This is a genomic window from Nostoc sp. DedQUE12b (genome assembly GCF_034530835.1).
Lineage (GTDB): Bacteria > Cyanobacteriota > Cyanobacteriia > Cyanobacteriales > Nostocaceae > Nostoc.
This window is the reverse complement of record NZ_JAVRCI010000105.1, coordinates 1-20,449: the sequence shown is the minus strand read 5'-3', so window position 1 is coordinate 20,449 and position 20,449 is coordinate 1. Positions and strand designations below refer to the sequence as shown.

Annotated in this window: 16 protein-coding genes; 13 read left to right on the top strand and 3 right to left on the bottom strand. The window is 39.1% G+C overall.

The genetic code is table 11. The annotated features are described in order from the left end of the window. Positions 1-187: hypothetical protein (locus RMY16_RS29855; RefSeq protein ID WP_322739410.1), on the top strand; the 187-nt coding region annotated here is incomplete at its 5' end. Here the strand turns inward: RMY16_RS29855 and RMY16_RS29850 are convergent. Beyond that, positions 174-365 carry a DUF2862 domain-containing protein gene (locus RMY16_RS29850; RefSeq protein ID WP_322739409.1) on the bottom strand — a complete coding sequence of 64 codons (192 nt, stop codon included), beginning with the start codon at positions 363-365 and terminating at the stop codon, positions 174-176. The genes RMY16_RS29855 and RMY16_RS29850 overlap by 14 nt on opposite strands. 613 nt (positions 366-978) lie before the next feature. Further along, positions 979-1,266, bottom strand: coding sequence for a hypothetical protein (locus RMY16_RS29845; protein WP_322739408.1), 288 nt, complete (start codon positions 1,264-1,266; stop codon positions 979-981). Between the two features lie 86 nt (positions 1,267-1,352). On the opposite strand from RMY16_RS29845, the gene ltrA reads away from it, so the two are divergent. The 12 genes from ltrA to rfbD all read left to right on the top strand — a co-directional run bounded on the left by ltrA (position 1,353) and on the right by rfbD (position 20,090). Then, positions 1,353-3,011, top strand: coding sequence for a group II intron reverse transcriptase/maturase (gene ltrA / locus RMY16_RS29840; protein ID WP_322739407.1), 1,659 nt, complete (start codon positions 1,353-1,355; stop codon positions 3,009-3,011). Positions 3,012-3,614: 603 nt separating this feature from the next. Then, a complete protein-coding gene (locus tag RMY16_RS29835; protein ID WP_322665227.1) occupies positions 3,615-5,195 on the top strand; it encodes a group II intron reverse transcriptase/maturase in 1,581 nt (526 codons plus the stop codon). A 343-nt stretch (positions 5,196-5,538) separates the two neighbouring features. Beyond that, on the top strand, positions 5,539-6,396 hold the full coding sequence (locus tag RMY16_RS29830; protein ID WP_416211716.1) for an ABC transporter permease: 858 nt from the start codon (positions 5,539-5,541) through the stop codon (positions 6,394-6,396). A gap of 177 nt (positions 6,397-6,573) precedes the next feature. After that, on the top strand, positions 6,574-7,929 hold the full coding sequence (locus tag RMY16_RS29825; RefSeq protein WP_322739406.1) for an ABC transporter ATP-binding protein: 1,356 nt from the start codon (positions 6,574-6,576) through the stop codon (positions 7,927-7,929). A gap of 11 nt (positions 7,930-7,940) precedes the next feature. Beyond that, entirely contained in the window at positions 7,941-8,435 is a 495-nt protein-coding gene (locus tag RMY16_RS29820; protein WP_322739405.1) for an acyltransferase, read from the top strand. A gap of 125 nt (positions 8,436-8,560) precedes the next feature. Next, positions 8,561-13,204 carry a glycosyltransferase gene (locus tag RMY16_RS29815; protein ID WP_322739404.1) on the top strand — a complete coding sequence of 1,548 codons (4,644 nt, stop codon included), beginning with the start codon at positions 8,561-8,563 and terminating at the stop codon, positions 13,202-13,204. A 259-nt stretch (positions 13,205-13,463) separates the two neighbouring features. Beyond that, on the top strand, positions 13,464-14,426 hold the full coding sequence (locus tag RMY16_RS29810; RefSeq protein WP_322739403.1) for a GDP-mannose 4,6-dehydratase: 963 nt from the start codon (positions 13,464-13,466) through the stop codon (positions 14,424-14,426). Between the two features lie 173 nt (positions 14,427-14,599). Then, the gene (locus tag RMY16_RS29805; RefSeq protein ID WP_322739402.1) at positions 14,600-15,898 is read left to right on the top strand and encodes a glycosyltransferase family 1 protein; all 1,299 of its coding nucleotides are present in this window, start codon (positions 14,600-14,602) and stop codon (positions 15,896-15,898) included. A gap of 27 nt (positions 15,899-15,925) precedes the next feature. Further along, a complete protein-coding gene (locus RMY16_RS29800; protein ID WP_322739401.1) occupies positions 15,926-16,987 on the top strand; it encodes a glycosyltransferase family 1 protein in 1,062 nt (353 codons plus the stop codon). A gap of 102 nt (positions 16,988-17,089) precedes the next feature. Continuing rightward, positions 17,090-18,166 (top strand): glucose-1-phosphate thymidylyltransferase, encoded by a 1,077-nt coding sequence (locus tag RMY16_RS29795; protein ID WP_322739400.1) that lies wholly within the window; start codon positions 17,090-17,092, stop codon positions 18,164-18,166. A gap of 113 nt (positions 18,167-18,279) precedes the next feature. Continuing rightward, positions 18,280-18,825 carry a dTDP-4-dehydrorhamnose 3,5-epimerase gene (rfbC, locus tag RMY16_RS29790; protein WP_322665215.1) on the top strand — a complete coding sequence of 182 codons (546 nt, stop codon included), beginning with the start codon at positions 18,280-18,282 and terminating at the stop codon, positions 18,823-18,825. Between the two features lie 374 nt (positions 18,826-19,199). Further along, a complete protein-coding gene (gene rfbD / locus RMY16_RS29785; RefSeq protein WP_322739399.1) occupies positions 19,200-20,090 on the top strand; it encodes a dTDP-4-dehydrorhamnose reductase in 891 nt (296 codons plus the stop codon). A gap of 166 nt (positions 20,091-20,256) precedes the next feature. On the opposite strand, the gene RMY16_RS29780 is transcribed toward rfbD, so the two are convergent. Further along, a partial coding sequence (locus RMY16_RS29780; protein WP_322739398.1) for a 2-phosphosulfolactate phosphatase occupies positions 20,257-20,449 on the bottom strand: 193 nt, incomplete at its 5' end.

Genomic DNA, 20,449 nt, shown 5'->3' with positions numbered 1-20,449 from the left:
ATTTTGGTACGAGCGGTGCCGCCTTTGCCCAAAAATGTCAATATTAGAGCCATTACTTGATTCCTATTTTCACCGCCGAGCTTTTCAACTCCAACTTAGCACTCAACAAAGGCTCTCAACCTGTGCTTTCAACTTCAGAGTCAAAGAAAAACCCGGATCTGAGTTTTTTACTACTACACAGGTTTGATTTCATCTTCAAAAAACCAAGTAGAAGAATTGTCATCAAACAGAACCACTACACCAATCCCACCACCATCGGTGACTTTGTAGCCTTGGATGATACCCACTTGTCCGAGTTTTTTTACAACTGGGGGAGAAACGCGATCGCGTAAACGAAAGACTTTAACTTTTTGTCCGATTTCCATGCCTGATTACAATTCAGATAAACCAAGTCTCAGTGTAGCGGAATCCGTGACTCTGCTTTCATAAATTCAGTGGAGATGGGGGAGAGATCAGAAAGTTACACCAAATGCGCGAGGATGGCGTTGGAGCGATGTGCTTAAGCTGTACTTACGCGTATAAAAAATGAGACATGCTAATTTACACTCAGTAGTGATTTAAGTTCCAACACCAGAAAAAACTGCTATTGCGGCGCAACAGGTGGCTGTTGAGGCGCAGCAACAGACATCAAAAACCCAATTGCAGTTGGAACAAGAACAGCTGCAATCGCATCTATTAGCGGAACTCCCTGCGATCGCAAGGAGTTGATCCGTGCGATTCGTTGTTTAGTGAATCACGGTAATCAGTCCGGCGCGACCTGAAATGGTCGTTTAGTATGCAGAGCCGTCTTTGCTAAGGGATTCACACCCCTTACCCTCACGTAAAAGACTCTCAGGAGTCCGGTCACGACCTAGTAGGTAACGAAACAGTCGGAGTGCAGACCACGAAAGTAACCGAAGCTGCCAGCCTAATGCGGTCAGGGGCTAGAGGGAGTTCCCTAATGATGAACAAATGTGAACTGTCGATAAACTGCGTGATTTACCAAAGAGCTAAATCAGGCTGACAGGCTCTACCCAAAAGGGGCGTGGATGGATTAGTGGGTCGGGCTTCCAATAATTGTGTGAACATAATATCCACCGCAGAAAAGACAGCATCTAAAAGGGAATAGACAACTAAACGATACAACAGGGTAAGCCCTACAGGGTCTAAGAGAGGTCGAATAATCTTAGTAAGTCCGAGGCAACAAAGACCGAACTCTCTGGAGGGTAAAGGATGGAAGAAAAAGCGAACGCCACCCTGTAATGGGGTTGATAGGGGTTGAAACATTACCCCTAACCGAAAGGGAAGCAGACTTCTTCTGGGTCTTATACGAAAGAAACCAAACAAAGGAATCTAGTCTGAGGACAAGTTAGATGATGTCAGAAATGACAACAAATGGACTGAAGAAACAGCTAGAAGACTGGAACCAGATTAAATGGAAAAAGGTTAACAAAACTGTTAGAAACTTGCGTCAAAGAATCTTTCGTGCGAGAAAGCTTGGTAACTTCCACAAGTTAAGGAGCTTGCAGAAGTTAATGCAAAGGAGCTACGCCAATCTACTATTGTCAGTTCGGCGTATTACCCAGACCAATCAAGGCAAGGCAACGGCAGGCATTGATAAAGAAATCATCAATACCCCGGAAGCCAGGGTGATTCTGGTAAACAATTGGAAAGGGGAAAACCTCAAACCAACACGACGGGTAGAAATACCCAAACCTAACAGCAAAAAACGACCGCTCGGAATCCCAACCGTGCGCGACAGAATCGAACAGGCAATAGTAAAGAACGCACTAGAACCCGAATGGGAGGCTGTATTCGAGCAAAACTCGTATGGTTTCCGACCGGGAAGAGGAAGTTCAGATGCAATGGGACAATGCTTTAACAAAGTAGGGTTCAACAGAGCAGGTGGACATAATTGGGTTCTAGAAGCTGATATCAAAGGCTTTTTTGACAACATCGCCCATGAATCCATTCTGACCATGATGGAAAATTTCCCAAAACGGGAACTCATCAAAGGATGGTTAAAAGCAGGTTTTGTGTTCCAAGGGGAATTTAACCCCACAGAACAAGGCACACCACAAGGAGGAGTAATTTCGCCCCTCCTAGCCAATATTGGTCTGCATGGCTTAGAAAATTACATTAAAGCCACCAACCCCAAATTTGGCGTGGTTCGCTACGCCGACGACTTTATCGTTACGGCTAAAGACAGGAAAAGTCTTGAAACTGCTCAAGACCTAATTCAAGCATGGATGTCAAAACGTGGTCTAGAACTCAGCGCTGAGAAGACGCAAATCACGTCAATGGAAGATGGCTTCGACTTCCTGGGGTTTAACTCCCGACACTATAATGGGAAACTACTAATAAAGCCATCCAAGAAGAAGGTACTTGCCTTTTGTAAACGGATTGGTGAAGAAGTTAAAAACCTTAATGGTGCAGGGCAGGAAGTCCTAATCAGAAAGCTGAATCCTATTCTCAATGGTTTTGCCAACTACTACAAAGGTGTAGTCAGCAAAGAAACCTTCAGCTACATATCACATCGAGTGTGGCAATACCTTTGGCGGTGGTCTAAGCGTAGACACCCCAGCAAAAATACAAAGTGGATTCGCAAGCGTTACTTTAAAACCATTAAAGGTAACAGATGGACGTTCGCTTGTACAACAAGCGACCGTAGACGTAAGGATAAAGAACTTATCCTATATCAAATAGAAAAAACGACCATCGAACGCCATATAAAGGTAAAAGGCGACGCAAGCCCCGACGACCCTTCATTAAAAGAGTACTGGGGAAAACGCCACCAAAAACATGGTAAATCTCGCCTTGATAAAGGCTCCAAGCCATACAAGATAGCGGAAAACCAGAAATGGACATGTCCATTATGTGGCGAACCTTTATTCAATGGAGAGGAAATCGATATCCATCACATAGTACCTGTGGCAGAAGGAGGAACAGATGACATGGAAAACCTTCAGCACCTGCACAAAGCGTGTCATAAGCAGATACATAAAACCCAAGCTAAATCTCGCTTGAAATAAGGCTTGAGCCGTGTGAGTGCGAAAGTCTCACGCACGGTTCTTAGGGGAGGGGAGAGAGGTGACTCTCGAACCTCACCCGACTACATAACTAAACCAGCCCGACAGCAGATTACTGTCATCAAAGGGCTGAACTCTCGGACAGATGTAGGTGAAAGCCCTACCATTCAGACTCAGAATTGACTCCTTACCTGCCCACACCGAACAAGCTCGGTTCTTGTAGAGTGAAGCTGGGAACAGGGCGCAACCAGACGACCGTTGCGGGTTGACACTGGCGCTAACAGGGAGTTCCTACGGCGAAAACGGGTCTAGAAAAGCAACTTAATCCTAAGCAGGGCGCAACACAAATACCCCTGACTCCACTGGAGAATTAATTCCCGCCGTAATTGATCAGTAAACGGCAAGAGTCAAGGGAATCCAGTAGTTGAATTGACCACGCCTAACGGAACTATCAATCTATCCGAGGGAACGAATAAAAACGATTTGGGAGTCTTGGGGCAGTCGAACCCCAGGTAGGCTAGACGAGAAGCGGAACTCTCACAAATCGGGTAGGACAGACCGTAATTGGTCTGAGGTGTTCAGAATACACAAACTCTAGAAGAGAAAATGATTAGACACAGTAGACATACTAGTGAATCTTGGAGAGCTTTACCGTGGAAGAAATTCCGCCGAAATCTTTTCCGCCTTCAAAAGCGCGTGTATAAAGCTGTTCAAGTTGGAGACAAGCGGAAAGCGAGGTCACTCCAAAAGCTCATTCTAAAATCCACCTCGGCTCGATTTCTTGCAATAAGACAAGTATCTCAGCTAAACGCTGGCAAAAAGACGGCGGGTATTGATGGTAAGAAATCCCTCACTGTTAGCGAACGCTTCTACTTAGAAGAATGGCTAAGAGTCAATAGCGGAGATTGGAAACATCAAGGCTTACGAGAAATCCCCATTCCTAAGAAGGACGGGACTACCAGAATGCTTAAAATACCAACTATCGCGGATAGAGCTTGGCAATGCCTAGCAAAATATGCACTAGAACCAGCACACGAAGCAACTTTCCACGCACGGAGCTATGGGTTTAGAACTGGGCGCTCTGCCCACGATGCACAGAAGTACATCTTTGACAATCTCAACTCCATCTCCAATGGAATAGAAAAACGAGTTATAGAACTCGATATCGAAAAATGCTTCGACAGGATTAACCACTCAGCAATAATGGACGAACTCATCGCCCCCAAAGGCTTAAAACTCGGAATATTCCGATGCCTCAAGGCAGGAGTTAACCCAGAATTTCCTGAACAAGGAACCCCACAAGGGGGAGTGGTCAGCCCTTTACTAGCAAATATTGCGCTCAACGGGATTGAGAGTATACACAGATACCACTACGACTACAAACGAGGTAGAAAGGTAAACGATAAGACTTTAAATAAGTTAATCACAGAACCATCAATCCGATACGCGGATGACATGGTTATTATACTCCGACCCGAAGATGATGCGACAGAGATACTTGAAAGAATCAGCGAATTTCTCCGCAAACGCGGAATGAATGTAAGCCAAAAGAAAACCAAAGTCACCGCCGCGACAGATGGGTTTGATTTCCTCGGCTGGCACTTCAAAGTGCAAAGCAATGGAAAGTTCAGAAGCACTCCCTCAGTGGACAACTTCAAAGCATTCCGTAAGAAAGTAAAACACATCGTCAACAACTCGAATTATGGTGCTACCACAAAGGCTGAGAAATTAGCCCCGGTAGTAAGGGGTTGGAGAAATTACCATAAGTTCTGCAAGATGGATGGGTCAAGGTTCTCCTTATGGCACATCAATCATAGAGCTTTCAAGGTATTTAACAAGGAAACCAAACAGAATCGCTACTCTAGTGCAGAACTAGTTAAAAAGGCATTTCCAAAAGTTCCTTACTCCGAAAACAAGTACACATCAGTCAAAGGTACAAAATCCCCCTATGACGGTGACACCGCCTACTGGAGCGAACGCAATAGTAAGCTCTACGACGGCGAAACCTCTAAAGCTCTTAAGAAGCAAAACCATAGATGTGCTTCCTGCGGCTTAAAGTTCATTGATGAAGAAAAGGTACACCTGCATCACATCGATGAAAATCACGCCAACTGGAAGAGAAATAATCTTGAAGCAATTCATGAGAGTTGCCACGATTACAAACACATGAGCAAAAGCGCAAGCTAAGAACATCGGAAGCTGGGTGCGATGAAAGTCGCACGCCCAGATTTAACTGAGAGGTGCGGGAGGTAATACTCCCCATCGACTCAACCAGATAGCTTGAGTTAAGCAAAAACTCGCGTCCTTAATAAGAAAAGCAGCGTTGCCAGGAAGAATTTATATTTGTAAGAAAAATTGTAGGAAAAATATACTTGACAATCGCCGATTCATTGTATGATCACCAAGACAATTTAAGTACTATTTTCTAGTAATGGTGTATTCTCCAGAGAACACAAAGGTACTTTCATAGGTATTAAGCTTTATTTTTAAAGCCAAATTGGGTGTGTAGCTAGTGAAAAGGAAATACTAATTGTTACAAAAAGTAAGATCATCTGTACGTAAAGCGGGTAGGTTGAGGCGCATACTGCCAGTGAATGAGCAGTTGTGGGCGAAATTTGATCTGCTGAGAACTTTGGTGCGCCGGGATTTAGAAGCACGTTATAAGGGTTCTGTTTTGGGCAATTTGTGGCCTTTGCTGAATCAGCTATCACAATTACTGATTTACACTTATGTATTTTCAGTTGTGCTGAAGGTAAAGCTAAGTCTCAAAAGTTTGCCGGAAAACAACTTCACCTTTGGTTTATGGCTCTTTGCAGGGTTGCTACCCTGGATTGCTTTTACGGGTGGTTTGATCCAGTCTGCTAGTTCAGTTGTTGGACAACAAAATTTAGTTAAGAAAGTAGTGTTTCCCTTAGCTTTATTACCGCTAGTGCCAATTTTATCAACTTTCATTGAGAGTTCCTTTGGTTTAATAGCACTGATTTTTTTTGTAGCAGCAAGTTCTCATACTTTACATACTACTTTGGCGCTATTACCTTTAGTTTGGATACCACAGTTATTGTTAACGGCAGGGCTGGGCTATTTGGCGGCGGGACTAACAGTTTTTTTGCGAGATATTCCTCAGACACTGGGAGTGATTTTAAATATTTGGTTGTACATGACACCTATTGTTTATCCAGCATCTACAATTCCTGTGGCATGGCGAGGATGGGTATTTTGGTTAAATCCCATGACAGCCGTAGTTGAGGTTTATCGTGATCTAATTTTAGTAGGGGAGGTGAAGCATTGGGGCGAATGGGGTGTGTCTTCTGTAGTAGCAACGCTTATCTTTTTTTGCGGTTTTGCAGTATATAAACGTTTACGTCCCGCCTTTGCTGATGTCTTGTAGTACAGTTTCAGTAGAAAACAGCTTCATCAATAAGCATTAGTGGTAATGTAAACTATGCAGTTTGAGATATCATCAATATACTTCAACAGAGCATACAATGCTTGATCGCTGAGTTAATAATTTCCGATTGATAAGTTTGTGCAGTCTGGAATGTCTTGATAGTGAGTGTGCGGCAGTATGGGTGAGGAAATTGCGATTTCGCTGAAGAATGTCTCAAAGTGCTACAAACGTTATGCCCGTCCGGTAGATAGACTTAAAGAAATTTTGTTGCCTGCTAAAAGTCATGCACAAGAATTTTGGGCATTGCAAAATATTAGTCTGGACGTTCCTAAAGGTGAAACTTTAGGGATTATTGGTCAAAACGGATCTGGCAAAAGTACTTTACTACAAATTATTGCGGGTACTTTAACCCCTACTACTGGTGAAGTCTATGTGGATGGGCGAGTTTCAGCTTTACTCGAGTTAGGTAGTGGGTTTAACCCTGAGTTTACTGGTAGACAAAATGTATTTTTTAATGGGCAAATTTTAGGATTAAGTAGAGCAGAAATAGAAGCAAAGTTTGACAAAATTGCTTCCTTTGCTGAAATTGGCGATTTTATGGAGCAGCCAGTAAAAACATACTCTAGCGGTATGTTTGTTCGTTTAGCATTTTCAGTAGCAATTAATGTAAACCCAGAAGTTTTAATCGTAGATGAATCTTTAGCAGTAGGGGATGGTATCTTTGTCCATCGTTGCATGGCCAAAATTAGAGATTTTCAAGATACTGGAGGAACAATATTATTTGTATCTCATGATGTGGGATCTGTTTCACGACTGTGTTCGGAAGCTCTTTGGATTAATCAAGGTTTGATTGTAGATTCTGGGAAACCACCTGAAGTCTGCAAACACTATCAAGCTTGGGTACATGAAGAAGTAAATAAAAGAAATCAAGTAATTAACTTTGAATCGCCAAATCAAATAAAAGAGACTGCCAAAGAAATTACAATAGATGTTAGTCAAATTACAAACAAACAATTAAATCCTTTTACCAATAAACCATACATAGCTTTTTCTGGTTTTGAAAGATTTGGAACTGGTAGGGCAGAAATAAGTGGTATATCAGTGTTAAGTGCAGATAATAAAACTTTGAAACTAGCATATCCAGGGGATGTAATTAAAATCAGAGTCAGCACTTTTATACATGGCAAAATTAGAAAGCCAAACGTTGGGATAGCTTTAGTGGATAGGTTACGTACTGTATTATCAGGATGGAGTACTGAACTGATCGATTTAGATTTTGGTAGCTACTGGTTATCCAAATCAGAACAAGGTATAACAATCATTGAATTCGAAATAGTTTGGCCCCACCTAATTGGTGGAAGCTATGCATTAGATATCGCATTTGCTGATGGTTCCAATGAAAGTAACGAAATGTTGGATTGGATTCAAAATGCAACTGTTATCCAATCAGCTACTAACGAAGCTGTACATGGATTATTCCAATTATCTAGCACAAAAGTAAGATTATGTGAAGAATTATTATGTACAAGTTAATTGAGAAATTCTTGAAGTCTAAATTTGAAATATGGATAAAATCTTATCTTGAAACTTATTTAGATGAAGTTTTATCCCAAGGTTATTTTGATCAACGTATTAAAGAAGTGAATTTAACTCAATATATAGTTTTCGGGGATTCTCAAAAATTAACATTGTCACCAAATTGTGTTGTCAATAATGCATTATTTAACTTATCTTCAGGAAACATTTCAGTTGAAGAGTATGTTTTTTTAGGACATAATGTTAGTTTGCTAACTGGCACTCACAACTATACAAAATTTGGATTAGAGAGGATGATGGATTTTCCCAAGGAGGGAAACGACATTGTGATTGAGGAAGGTGTATGGATTGCAAGCAACGTAACAGTTATTGGTCCTTGTAAAATTGGTAAGCATTCTGTAATAGCAGCAGGTTCGGTAGTTAAAGGCGATATTCCTAGTTATCATGTTGTTGCTGGTATCCCTGCTAAAACTATAAAACAAATAGGTTATCCTATTCAATAAACAAAAATATTAATTTACTACTTAATTCAATTGAAAATGAGCAAATTTTAAATAACTTTTGAAACCTTTATTTGCTTAATTTGCAAATTATATATACAAAAAAATGATTTTTTTGGGGTAAAAGCATGAGTTTAAGATATGTACAGTTTGTAGATGCATTAGATTTTGGTGATGCAGTATCAAATCAAGTAATCAGAATTCACCAGATGCTTCTAGAGAAAGGTGAACAGTCACAAATTTTTTGTAAGTTTGCAGATCCTAGAGTAGATAGGTATCGTCTACATTATCCAGACTTTTGCATGAATGAAGATACTGTTATATTACATCACTTTTGTGGCTACTCAGAAATGGCAAATGAAATCAGTTCTTGGCGTGGTTACAAAATTATGATTTATCATAATATTACGCCACATATATTTTTTCATAAAAAAGCAGCATTATACGAATTTTGTAAAAAAGGAAGAAATCAGCTAAGAGATATTATTAATAAATATAATTTAATTTTGGGAGATTCACCTTTTAATTGTCGAGAAGCTAAAGAATTAGGAGCAATTATAGTTCAGGAACTCCCGATAATTGTTCCTAGTTTTTCTACAGCTATATCTGAAAAACTAATTAAGAATTTGCGGTTTGGTATTGATAATATTTGGTTGTTTGTTGGACGTATTGCTCCTAATAAAAGACAAGACCTCTTAATAGATATCTTTGCTCATTATGTTAAATTATTCCCTCATAAAAAAAATCATCTATATCTAGTCGGTAAGTATTATGAAGATGATTCTTACTACAACAAGGTTCGCTTCAAGATAAATAATCTTGGGCTGAACACACAAGTTACTCTTGTAGGTAAAGTTGAAGATGAAGACCTTCCTGCTTATTATAAAGCAGCAGATTTATTTATCTGCATGAGTGAACATGAAGGCTTTTGTGTACCTATAATAGAGGCTTTCAATAATAAGCTACCAGTAGTAGCGTATGCCGGAACAGCAGTTGCAGACACTATGGGTGGGGGGCCTGGCGCTCTTGAAAATATAGATATAGAAAGTGCTGTTAAGCGTATTCATTCAGTGTTTACTAATAATTCGCTAAAAAATGAGCTAGTTTCTCATGGTATTAAACAAGCTTACCGTTTTACGCCTGAAGCTGTACGTCAACGTTTGTATTCAATCATAGATGGAATCATACATGGGAATGGGCGAAAATATCCATTGCGGGTATCTGTAGTTATTTGCACTTGTAATCGCTATGACTACCTGAAAAGATGTTTAAATTATCTTAAAGATCAAAATTATCCATTTTTTGAAGTAGTAGTAGTTAACGGTCCATCAACAGATAACACGCAAGAGCTACTTAAGTTTAGAAAGGATATAAAAGTAGTTCAAAATTCTCTGCGTAATCTTTCTATATCACGAAATTTGGGAATAAGATATGCCTCTGGAGATATTGTAGCTTTCATTGATGATGATGCTTTGCCTTATGATAATTGGATTTCTGAAATAGTTAAACGTTACAATGAATTACCATTGAATGTTGTAGGTGTAGGTGGAAGAACATTTTTCGCTAATCAGTTTAGATTTCAATTTGAGTTTGGAATTGTTGACTCTTTCGGTACTCATGTAGAAGTTTCTTCTAATGATCCTAAAATAAATAATTCAAAATATTATCGTCATTTATTAGGAACTAACTGTTCTTTTCGTAAAGATACTTTAATTGCTATTAATGGTTTCGATGAGCAATATGATTATTACCTTGATGAAAGCGATCTTGCAGTCAGATTACAGCAAGCAGGCGGTGTAATCGCGAATGCCAATCAAGCTTATATTAGGCATGAATTTGCACAAAGTCACAATAGGCAAGGAAAATATAATTTTAATTGGCAAGTAATAGCTAAAAATACTGCTTATTTCGGCATTAAAAATGCGAAACAAACAGTTTCGTTACCAAAAAGAATATGGTTAATCAGTAAAAATCTATTGCGAGAGCGTTGCTTATTTTTTATTAATGCTTGGCGTCAGCAGGATTTGAAACTACAGGAAGCAATTTACTATTCTTCACGTACAGTTATAGGTGCTTTACGTGGTTTCTATGACTCTTGTTTTCCACGGCAGCTTGCAAAAAAATTGGATGATATAAATTCTCTTTTCCTTCCTTATATGGAAAATCAGAATGATCAGGAAAATATAGAAGCTAATCTATTTGAAAATAATAAGTTACATATTTTGGTTATTTCTCAAGAATTTCCTCCTAATTCTTTTGGGGGAATTGGAGCATATAATCAAACGTTAGCTAGAGAATTAATACAAATGGGGCACGAGGTTACTGTTATTAGTCGTGCTTCCAGAGATTGCACTGATGTAATTGGACCATTCACACATATCCAAGTAGCTACTGTAGAAAATTCTGATTGTATTCCGGAATCACCTATTCTTTCAAAAAATATTGCTTGGGCAAAAAAAGTGGCACAGATAGCTCAAGAAATTCATCATCAGCGTCCCATAAGTGCTATTGAGTCTGCTCTGTGGGATTTTGAAGGAATCGGTATATTAATGCTCCGTCCTAAATTTAATGTACCACTGATTGTACGCTTAGTAACTCCACTCGTTGTCTCTATAAAAATGAATGGATGGCAAATGACTGAGGATTTGAAGCAGTGTGTCCAGATGGAACAGGAATTAATTCGCTGTGCTGATACTGTTATTGCTATTAGCAATAATATTAAAAACAGCGTTGTATCGAACTATGATTTAGCTCCTGATCATCGTTGGCTTGTCCAGCCTTTGGGGGTACAACCTTGGCCTGCTTATACAAGCGTCACTAATTATGGTGAACTCCCTAAGGATTTAAAGCGAGGAACTATACAAATTCTTTTTGTTGGTCGCTTAGAACCAAGAAAAGGTATTGATGTATTCCTTAAGTCCTTAAAACTTGTGATGCCTAAAGAGCCAAAAATATTTGTTTGGATTGCTGGTGCAGATATCGGAGGCTGGGAAGAAAAAGCACGTCACATACTAGGTGAACACGTATACAATCGTGTCCAGTTCTTGGGTATGGTCTCTGAGGAAAAACGTGAGTTACTTTATGCTAACTGTGATTTTCTTGTGTTTCCCTCCCGTTATGAATCTTTTGGACTAGTACCATTGGAAGTAATGGTTCATGGTAAACCTGTTATTGGCGCAAGGGCAGGAGCAATACCAGAAGTAGTACAGGAAGGAGAGTGCGGACTTCTCTTTGAACCTGATAATTATCAAGAGTTGGCACAAAAAATTCTGACTCTCGTCAATGATTCTAATCTAAGATGCCAGTTGGCTAAAGGGGCAAAGCAAAGAGTAGAAATTCTTTCAGCTAGAAACATGGCAAAAGCTAGTGTTAAGGTTTACCGCTCTCTTGTTAATGCAGATGCTCAAATCCAGATGCTCGATAGCCAAATTATCCAAAGATTTCAAAATAATATCTTGTCCGTAGAGGTAGAAGAAGATATGCAAAATAATCATACAACTGATGCTGAATTGATAAACTATCAACCAGAGCAATCAGTTTTAAAACAATCTGATGACTTGAGTATACGTTCAGATTGGAGTGTAACAAAGCCTCAAATCATTAGTTGGGGATGGCTTAACTCTATTTTTAATGGTTTTGTGGTTCCTAAAGCTGTAAACTTTATTAATTCTGTTCTATTTGAGTCTATGCAAAGGCAGACTTACATGAATAATGCTTTAATTTCTAATAATAAAGCTTTAGAAAATGAGCTAAATATCCTAAAGAAAAGCATTGCTGATGACAAAAAAAATATCGAACATTTATTGACTGCAAATCAAGAAAGTATACAGAAAATTATTATCGATGGCAACAAGGGTGCTGAACATTTGCTAGGCGAACTTCATGAAAGTATTGAAGATGTAAACAAAGGGGTGGAACATCAATTAGTTACACTTCATGAAAGTATTGAAGATGTAAACAAAGGTGTAGAACATCAATTAGTTACACTTCATGAAAGTATTGAAGATGTAAACAAAGGTGTAGAACATCAATTAGTTGCACTTCATAAAAGTATTGCGGGTATAAATAGGAGTTTAGAAAGTAAGTTAGCTGTACTTGTAGCAAGCATGGAAGATGAAAAACAGAGCATGGTGAATGCGCTGGTTGAATTAAAAAAGCTTGTATATGAAACGCAGAATCTCACAGCTATTGAAAATGAAATGAGTAGAAGTGAGTTTGTTTATCAGCTGAAGGCCCAAAAAACTCCGGAAGCTACAATCATTGCTCAAGAAAAAATCGCTGCTAACTTACATAATTTACGCTTAAACCTAGGTTGTGGGCAGGTAGTTCTACCAGATTATATCAATGTAGATCAAAGGGAATTACCTGGAGTTGATGTTATCTCTAATATTGGAAATTTGCCATTTGATAAAGGAACCGTTGCAGAAATATTTAATTCCCATGTTATTGAGCATTTTACTCAGTATGAAATTACTAATCATATCTTACCTTACTGGTACGAACTGCTAAAAGATGACGGTAAAATAGTGATTATTTGTCCTGATGCTAAATCAATGATACTTGATTATGCAAATGGTCAATTTACTTGGGATAATTTGAGAAAAGTAACCTATGGTTCTCAAGATTATGAAGGTAATTATCATTTCAATATGTATACTTCCGAATCTCTCTATGAAATTTTGTCAAATTGTGGATTTAGAGATGTAAAAGTTGTTGATACCAAGCGGATTAATGGCTTGTGTTATGAGATGGAAATTCATGCATTTAAGTAAGTTATGATATGTGAATAATTGGGATTACAAATTTCGTTTATTACAACATAATTACGTACATGAATTACAAGCAGTTGTCTGAATTAAGACATTTAGCCTTGCCCCTGATACTTTTAAGGAATCTAACATTTAGCGATATATCGCCTCAATTACTCCATCAAACTTAGATATGATGCCTTTAATATAGATTCCGTTTAAGAGGCATCTTAAAATGTCAGTATGGTAAAGGTTTATTTTTCCCAAAAGCAAAGTTGTTAAAGTGACTAAAAAGGCTCTCATCACCGGATTAACCGGGCAAGACGGCTCTTATCTTGCTGAACTTCTCCTAGCTAAAGGCTACCAAGTATTTGGCTTAGTCCGTCGCTCAAGTTCCAGTAATCTTGAGCGTATCAATCACCTTTCTGGCAATATCCAAATCCTTTCTGGTGATCTTTTAGATCAATCCTCTTTAATGGATGTGATTGCCGAAGCTCAACCTGACGAAATTTATAACCTAGCCTCCCAAAGTTACGTTCCTCTCTCTTGGACACAACCTGCTCTCACTGCTGAATATACAGCTCTAGGTGTCTCTCGCCTCTTAGAATCTATTCGCCGCTGCAAACCAGATGCGAAATTCTATCAAGCTTCTAGTAGTGAAGTTTTCGGTCAACCTGACGAATCGCCCCAAACCGAACGCACTGCCTTTCGTCCCCGGAATCCTTATGGTGTTGCCAAAGCTTATGCTCATTGGATGACTGTCAACTATCGGCAGAAATACAACCTTTACACCTGTTGTGGTATTACTTATACTCACGAATCGCCTCGACGTGGGACAGAATTTGTATTTCGCAAAATCACGCACGCAGTTGCCCAAATTAAATTAGGTTTGGCAAATGAATTAAAATTAGGCAATCTAGATGCTCGCCGTGATTGGTGCTACGCCAAAGATGCTGTCTACGCTATGTGGTTGATGTTGCAGCAGGAACAACCCGATGACTACCTCATTGCCAGTGGTGAAACGTACTCTGTTAAAGAACTTGTTGAGTGTGCTTTTGACTGCGTTGGGCTTAATTGGCAAGATTATGTCTCGGTTGATCCCGCTTTTTATCGCGCTGATGAATCAGTGCAGTTAGTTGGTTGCATTGATAAAATTAAAAATGGAATAGGTTGGCAGCCTCAATACTCTTTTAGTCAATTGGTCGAGTTAATGGTTGATTATGACCTGAAGAAATTAAGCAGTTAGCTTTTTAGTTTATTCATCATAAATGACCATTAACTTGAAACTAGGAAAAAAGTAAAATAGCTTACCTAAGAATGTAACTACTAAGTTTTTTAGTTATGGCTTTTCTTGGGTAATTTTTTTAAGTAAAAAAATATTAAAAATTTGCATAAAAATAGTTTCAAATAGGTCTTAGGATGAAGATATTTATAGATTGTACTCACACTGCAAAACATACGTATAAAAATACTGGAATTCATCGAGTAGTTCGAGAGCTAACTTCTGAATTATTGCAAATAAGCTCAAACCGCACAGATATAGAAATAGTAGCGGTTATGTTTGATGGTAGTTTTATGCGGAGGATGACTAATCTTAATCAACAGCAAAACGATCATTTGATCGAGGTTAACAAATATTTCGCTCTAACTAAAATAAATATAAAATTTCAAGCTCTATTTTTAAAGCTGAAAAATAAATTTATCAATTTTTTTTATAGATTAAATCTAATTGATTGGTTTGATTCAAATTCACTAAACAAAAAAGTTTTTCTTGAATTTGAAGATTCTATAATCCAGTCAGGAGATATTTATGTGATAGCTGATGCTAATTGGGATTTACCTAAAACTTACTACCGATTTTTACAACTTTTAAAAAGGCATAAAGTTACTATTGTAGTTATATGCTATGACCTCATTCCAATAAAATTTCCAGAGTTTTCTTCCAAAAGATTTACTAAAGCTTTTACAAAATTCTACAGCGATTATTCAATTTTATTTGATAAGGTATTATGTATTTCTAAGAAGAGTGCTGAAGATTATAGTAATGCGAAAGTTCAAGGAATATTAGGTAGTAATAATTCACAAATTGTTCAAAGCTTTCGCTTGGGCAGTAACTATTATATACAGGATTTGTTACTAAGTGAAAAAAATAATATCTTTAATGTAAAGTTGCAGAAATTACTTAATAAAAAATATATTTTAGTAGTTGGAAGCTTAGTGCCTCATAAAAACATTAAAACTATTATTGCAGCCTTTGATTTATTGATGAATTCTAGTCAGGATGATGTACTTTTAATTTTCGCAGGTAATAAAGGTTGGGACTCAGAAACTGATCGTTTGATAGAATCTAATAAAATGTATGGCAAGCTCATACAAATACTAGGTTCAGTGAGCGATGCTCAACTAGATTTTCTCTATCAAAACTGTTACTGTTTAGTTCAAGCCTCCTTTTATGAAGGATTTGGATTACCTGTGGTAGAAGCACTTCAACACTGTAAACCTGTAATCGCCAGCAATGGTGGTTCTTTGCCTGAAGTCGGAGGTGATTTTTGTAGATATTTCTCTCCTACCCAACCAATAGAACTATATAAAGCTTTAAAAGAGCTACTTGATTCAGAGGTTTACTACAATAATTTGGTAGAACGCATCAGAAATGAGTATATACCATTCTCATGGCAAGAATCTGCTGAAGAATTTCTCTCTTGTTTGTATAATTAAATTCAGTTTAAATAAAAGTTTAAAAATTTGCTGGTCAATCTATCTTTTTTATCTAAGAAACCTACAGGTATCACAACCTACGCTTTAAATATTCTTGCAAATCTGCAATCTCTCAAACTGACATTATTAACTTCACAGTCAATTTCTGGTTATGAATGCTATGAAATTTCATCAAAATTAACACCAGACCACGGCACAAAAGGTCATTTTAAGCGCCTGATTTGGACACAATTTCAATTACCACAAATATATAAAAATCTCAAATCTAGTCTTTTATTCTCCCCGCTACCGGAAGCACCCCTTTATAGCAACTGTCGTTTTGTCGTCACATCTTTTGACATGATACCGTTGCGCTTTGCCAAAAGCTTCTCACCACTTACACCTTACCACCGCTACTATACTCCCCAAGTTCTTAACCAAGCACAACACATTATTTGCATTTCCCAGACTACAGCTAAAGATATCACCGATTTTTACCAAATTCCCGTCAGCAAAATTACTCCGATTCCTTTAGCGCACGATCGCACTCACTTCCATTATCTCAACCTCCCCACCAGCAACTACTTTCTCTACATTGGCCGCCAAGATCCTTACAAAAACATTCAGCGACTCATCAGTGCTTTTGCGGCGTTACCTAACTGCAAAGACTATGAACTATGGTTAGTAGGGCCAATTGATTCGCGTTATACCCCGACTTTAAAAGTGCAAGTTGCTGAATTGGGTGTAATTAATCAGGTGAAGTTCCTTGACTATGTTCCTTACAGTGAATTACCAAAAATCATCAATCAAGCGATCGCTCTGGTTTTTCCTAGTCTCTGGGAAGGTTTTGGTTTACCTGTTCTCGAAGCAATGGCTTGTGGTACTCCCGTCATTACCTCCAATCTCTCTTCTTTACCTGAAGTGGCTGGCGATGCGGCGATTCTAATCGATCCCTACAACACTGGAGAAATTACAGAGGCGATCGCCTGCATCGCCTCTAATTCGGAATTGCGATCGCGCCTTTCTAGTCAAGGTATCACTCACTCTCAAAAATTCAGTTGGGAAAAAACAGGAAAAGCAACCTCCGAGGTGTTATCCCGTTACCTATAAGCTAACGCCAGAATTTAAATGCAATGATTTGGGATTTTGTCAAGATTTCAGATTATCTTGACTAATGACTTGTAATTAATCCTAAATCCTGATGAAAGCACTATGAAAGCACTCATTCTTTCTGGCGGTAAAGGTACACGCTTGCGTCCCCTCACCTACAGCGGAGCAAAACAACTTGTACCAGTTGCTAACAAACCTGTTTTATGGTATGGCATTGAAGAAATGGTTGCGGCTGGTATTACTGATATTGGCATCATTATCAGTCCAGAAACTGGGGCAGAAGTCCAAGGGAAAACCGGAAATGGAGAAAACTTTGGAGCGAACATCACCTACATCGTACAATATCAGCCACTTGGACTTGCTCACGCTGTCCAAGTCGCTCGTCCTTTTTTAGGGGATTCTCCCTTTGTTATGTACTTAGGAGATAACCTGATTCAATTAGGTGAGTTACGTTATTTTCTGCAACAATTTCGTCAACAACAGCCAGATGCTTTGATTCTCTTACGTTCAGTTGCTAACCCTAGTGCCTTTGGTGTGGCTCAGGTGGATGAAACAGGACGGGTATTACAGTTAATTGAAAAACCTAAAGTTCCTCCTTCAAATCTAGCATTGGTAGGGGTTTATTTCTTTTCTCACCTCATTTATGATGCGATCGCAAATATCCAACCTTCCACTAGAGGCGAGTTGGAAATCACTGATGCTATTCAATACCTAATTAATCAGCAAAAGCAGGTTGTAGCCCACAATCTCCAAGGCTGGTGGTTAGATACTGGTAAAAAAGATGATTTATTAGAAGCTAATAGATTGATTCTCGATACCTATCTGACAGCATCAGTTGTGGGCGAAATTGATGCCCAAAGTCAGATTATTGGACGAATCCAAATCGGGGTAAAATCTAAAGTAATTAACTGCACAATTCGGGGGCCAGTAGTCATTGGTAGCAATTGTCATTTAGAAAACTGTTTTATTGGCCCTTATAGTAGCATCGCTAATAATGTCACACTCATTGATACTGATTTAGAACACAGCGTTATTTTAGAAGGTGCTAAAATTGTCGGCATCCATCAGCGCATTATTGATAGTGTGATTGGACAAAGGGCACAATTGAGTCTTGCACCCCGTCGCCCTAAAGCCTTACGATTTATGATTGGCGATGACTGTCAAATTGAACTAACCTGATTTACTTATTCAAAAGAAAAAAGCCACAGTCAAAATCTTATTCTAATACCTGTAAAATACAAGTATTAAATTATTCTCATAATTAAGACTGTGGCACATTACTTATAATATTAATGAGCATTGTACATACCAAAATCCCCGAAGTTATCCAACTCGAACCCCAAGTATTTGGAGACGATCGCGGTTTATTTTTTGAAGCTTACAACCACCAAAAATTTGCTCAAGAGATAGGGATTGTTACGAACTTCGTCCAAGATAACCACTCTTGCTCTAAACAAAACGTCCTACGTGGATTGCACTATCAAATCCAACAACCCCAAGGTAAACTCATTCGGGCGATTGTTGGCACGATTTTTGACGTAGCCGTAGACATTAGAAAAAGTTCGCCTACCTTCGGTAAGTGGGTAGGTTATGAACTCAGTGCTAAAAACAAACGTCTACTGTGGATACCACCAGGCTTTGCTCACGGCTTTCTTGCACTTTCAGAAATAGCCGAAGTTCTCTACAAAACTACAGATTATTACGCACCCCAAAGCGATCGCACAATTCTATGGAACGATCCAGATTTAGCGATAGATTGGCCCCTGAGTGAACCACCGATTTTATCAGCTAAAGACCAAGCTGGTAAATCTTTCAGAACTGCTGAAGTATTTGATTAAGTAGTCATTGGTCATTGGTCATTTGTCATTGGATTTTGTCAGATACCCAGCCTCTTGGGATACCCTAAGCTTACTTTTATGGTGGGCGGAAAAACTTTGTCTTTCATCAGACTAAGGTGATTTCTCATAAAAAAAATACCTCTGTTGATGAGTTTCGACTACTTCGACTTCGCTCAATACAAGTTCGCTCAACTCTCGACTGCTCAGTTGGTTGAGCGGAGTCGAAACCAACGGCTATGGTAAATTTATTACTAGAATTCACCTAATTCAAACCACGTTAAAAAGTGGGCGTGGCTTCTCTTGAAAAAATGACAAATGACAAATACTTCTCTACGAGAGGCTACGCCAACGGCTTCGCTCAGTACAAGTGACAAATGACAAAATCAATTTTGCTGATTGGTAGCAATGGTCAAGTGGGTAAGGAACTACAACAAATCCTCTCATCTTATGGCGATGTTATCTCAGTAGCACGCCCAACAGTAGACCTTGCCCAACCCGATACCCTCTGCAACGTTATCAGATCCAAGCAGCCGCAAATCATCATTAATGCCGCCGCTTATACTGCTGTAGACAAAGCCGAAAGTGAACCCAAACTTGCTACCACTATTAATGCTACTGCACCCCTAATTATTGCCCAAGAAAGCCAAAAGTTAGGAGCTTTTCTAATTCATATTTCAACTGATTACGTTTTTGATGGCAATGGCTGTAGCCCTTACCAAGAAACCTACACAACTAATCCCTTGAGTGTTTATGGTAAAACCAAACTCGCCGGAGAAGAAGCTATTCGGGAAACTTGCGCCCATCACCTCATCCTCCGCACTGCTTGGGTTTATGGAACCTTTGGCAAAAGTAACTTTGTCAAAACCATGCTGCGACTAGGTGCAGAACGCCAAGAACTCCGTGTTGTCGCCGATCAAATTGGTAGCCCGACTTGGGCACAAGATATAGCGGCAGTTATAGCCCAGATAATTCCCCAGTTAACGCCAGAAATTAGCGGCACTTATCATTACACTAATAGCGGCGTTGCTAGCTGGTATGATTTTGCCGTTGCCATTTTTGAAGAAGCCCAACAACTAGGCTTCCCTTTGAAAGTTGAACGTATTGTCCCTATTACAACTGCCGAATATCCCACACCAGCCCGTCGCCCTGCTTATTCTGTCCTTGCTTGTGGAAAAATTGCCACAATTCTAGGGACTTATCCACCCCATTGGCGACAAAGACTCCGGCAAATGCTCACAGATTTGAAAATTGGGCATGGGGCATAGGGCATGGGGAAAGGGAATGGGGTAAGGGGAAAAGGGTAAGGGGAAAAGGGAAAGATTAAATTTATTCCTTTTCCCTTTAACCTTTAACCTTTTCCCCAGCCCCCCTGCTCCCCTGCTCCTCTGCTCCTCTGCTCCTCTGCTCCTCTGCTCCTCTGCTCCCCACTCCCTATTTCTTTTGACTTTTTAATACTCCCGTTTCATGTTGTATAGGCAAGACATCTAAAATATCAGTTTGGGAACAATATTTTAAATCTTCGTGACAGTCAAGACGTAACAATCGTTGTCCGTGACTAGCTTGGTGAATTAATCCTAATAAGTTATCTTGCCATTGAGAGTAAAGAGCGATCGCACTAATTACT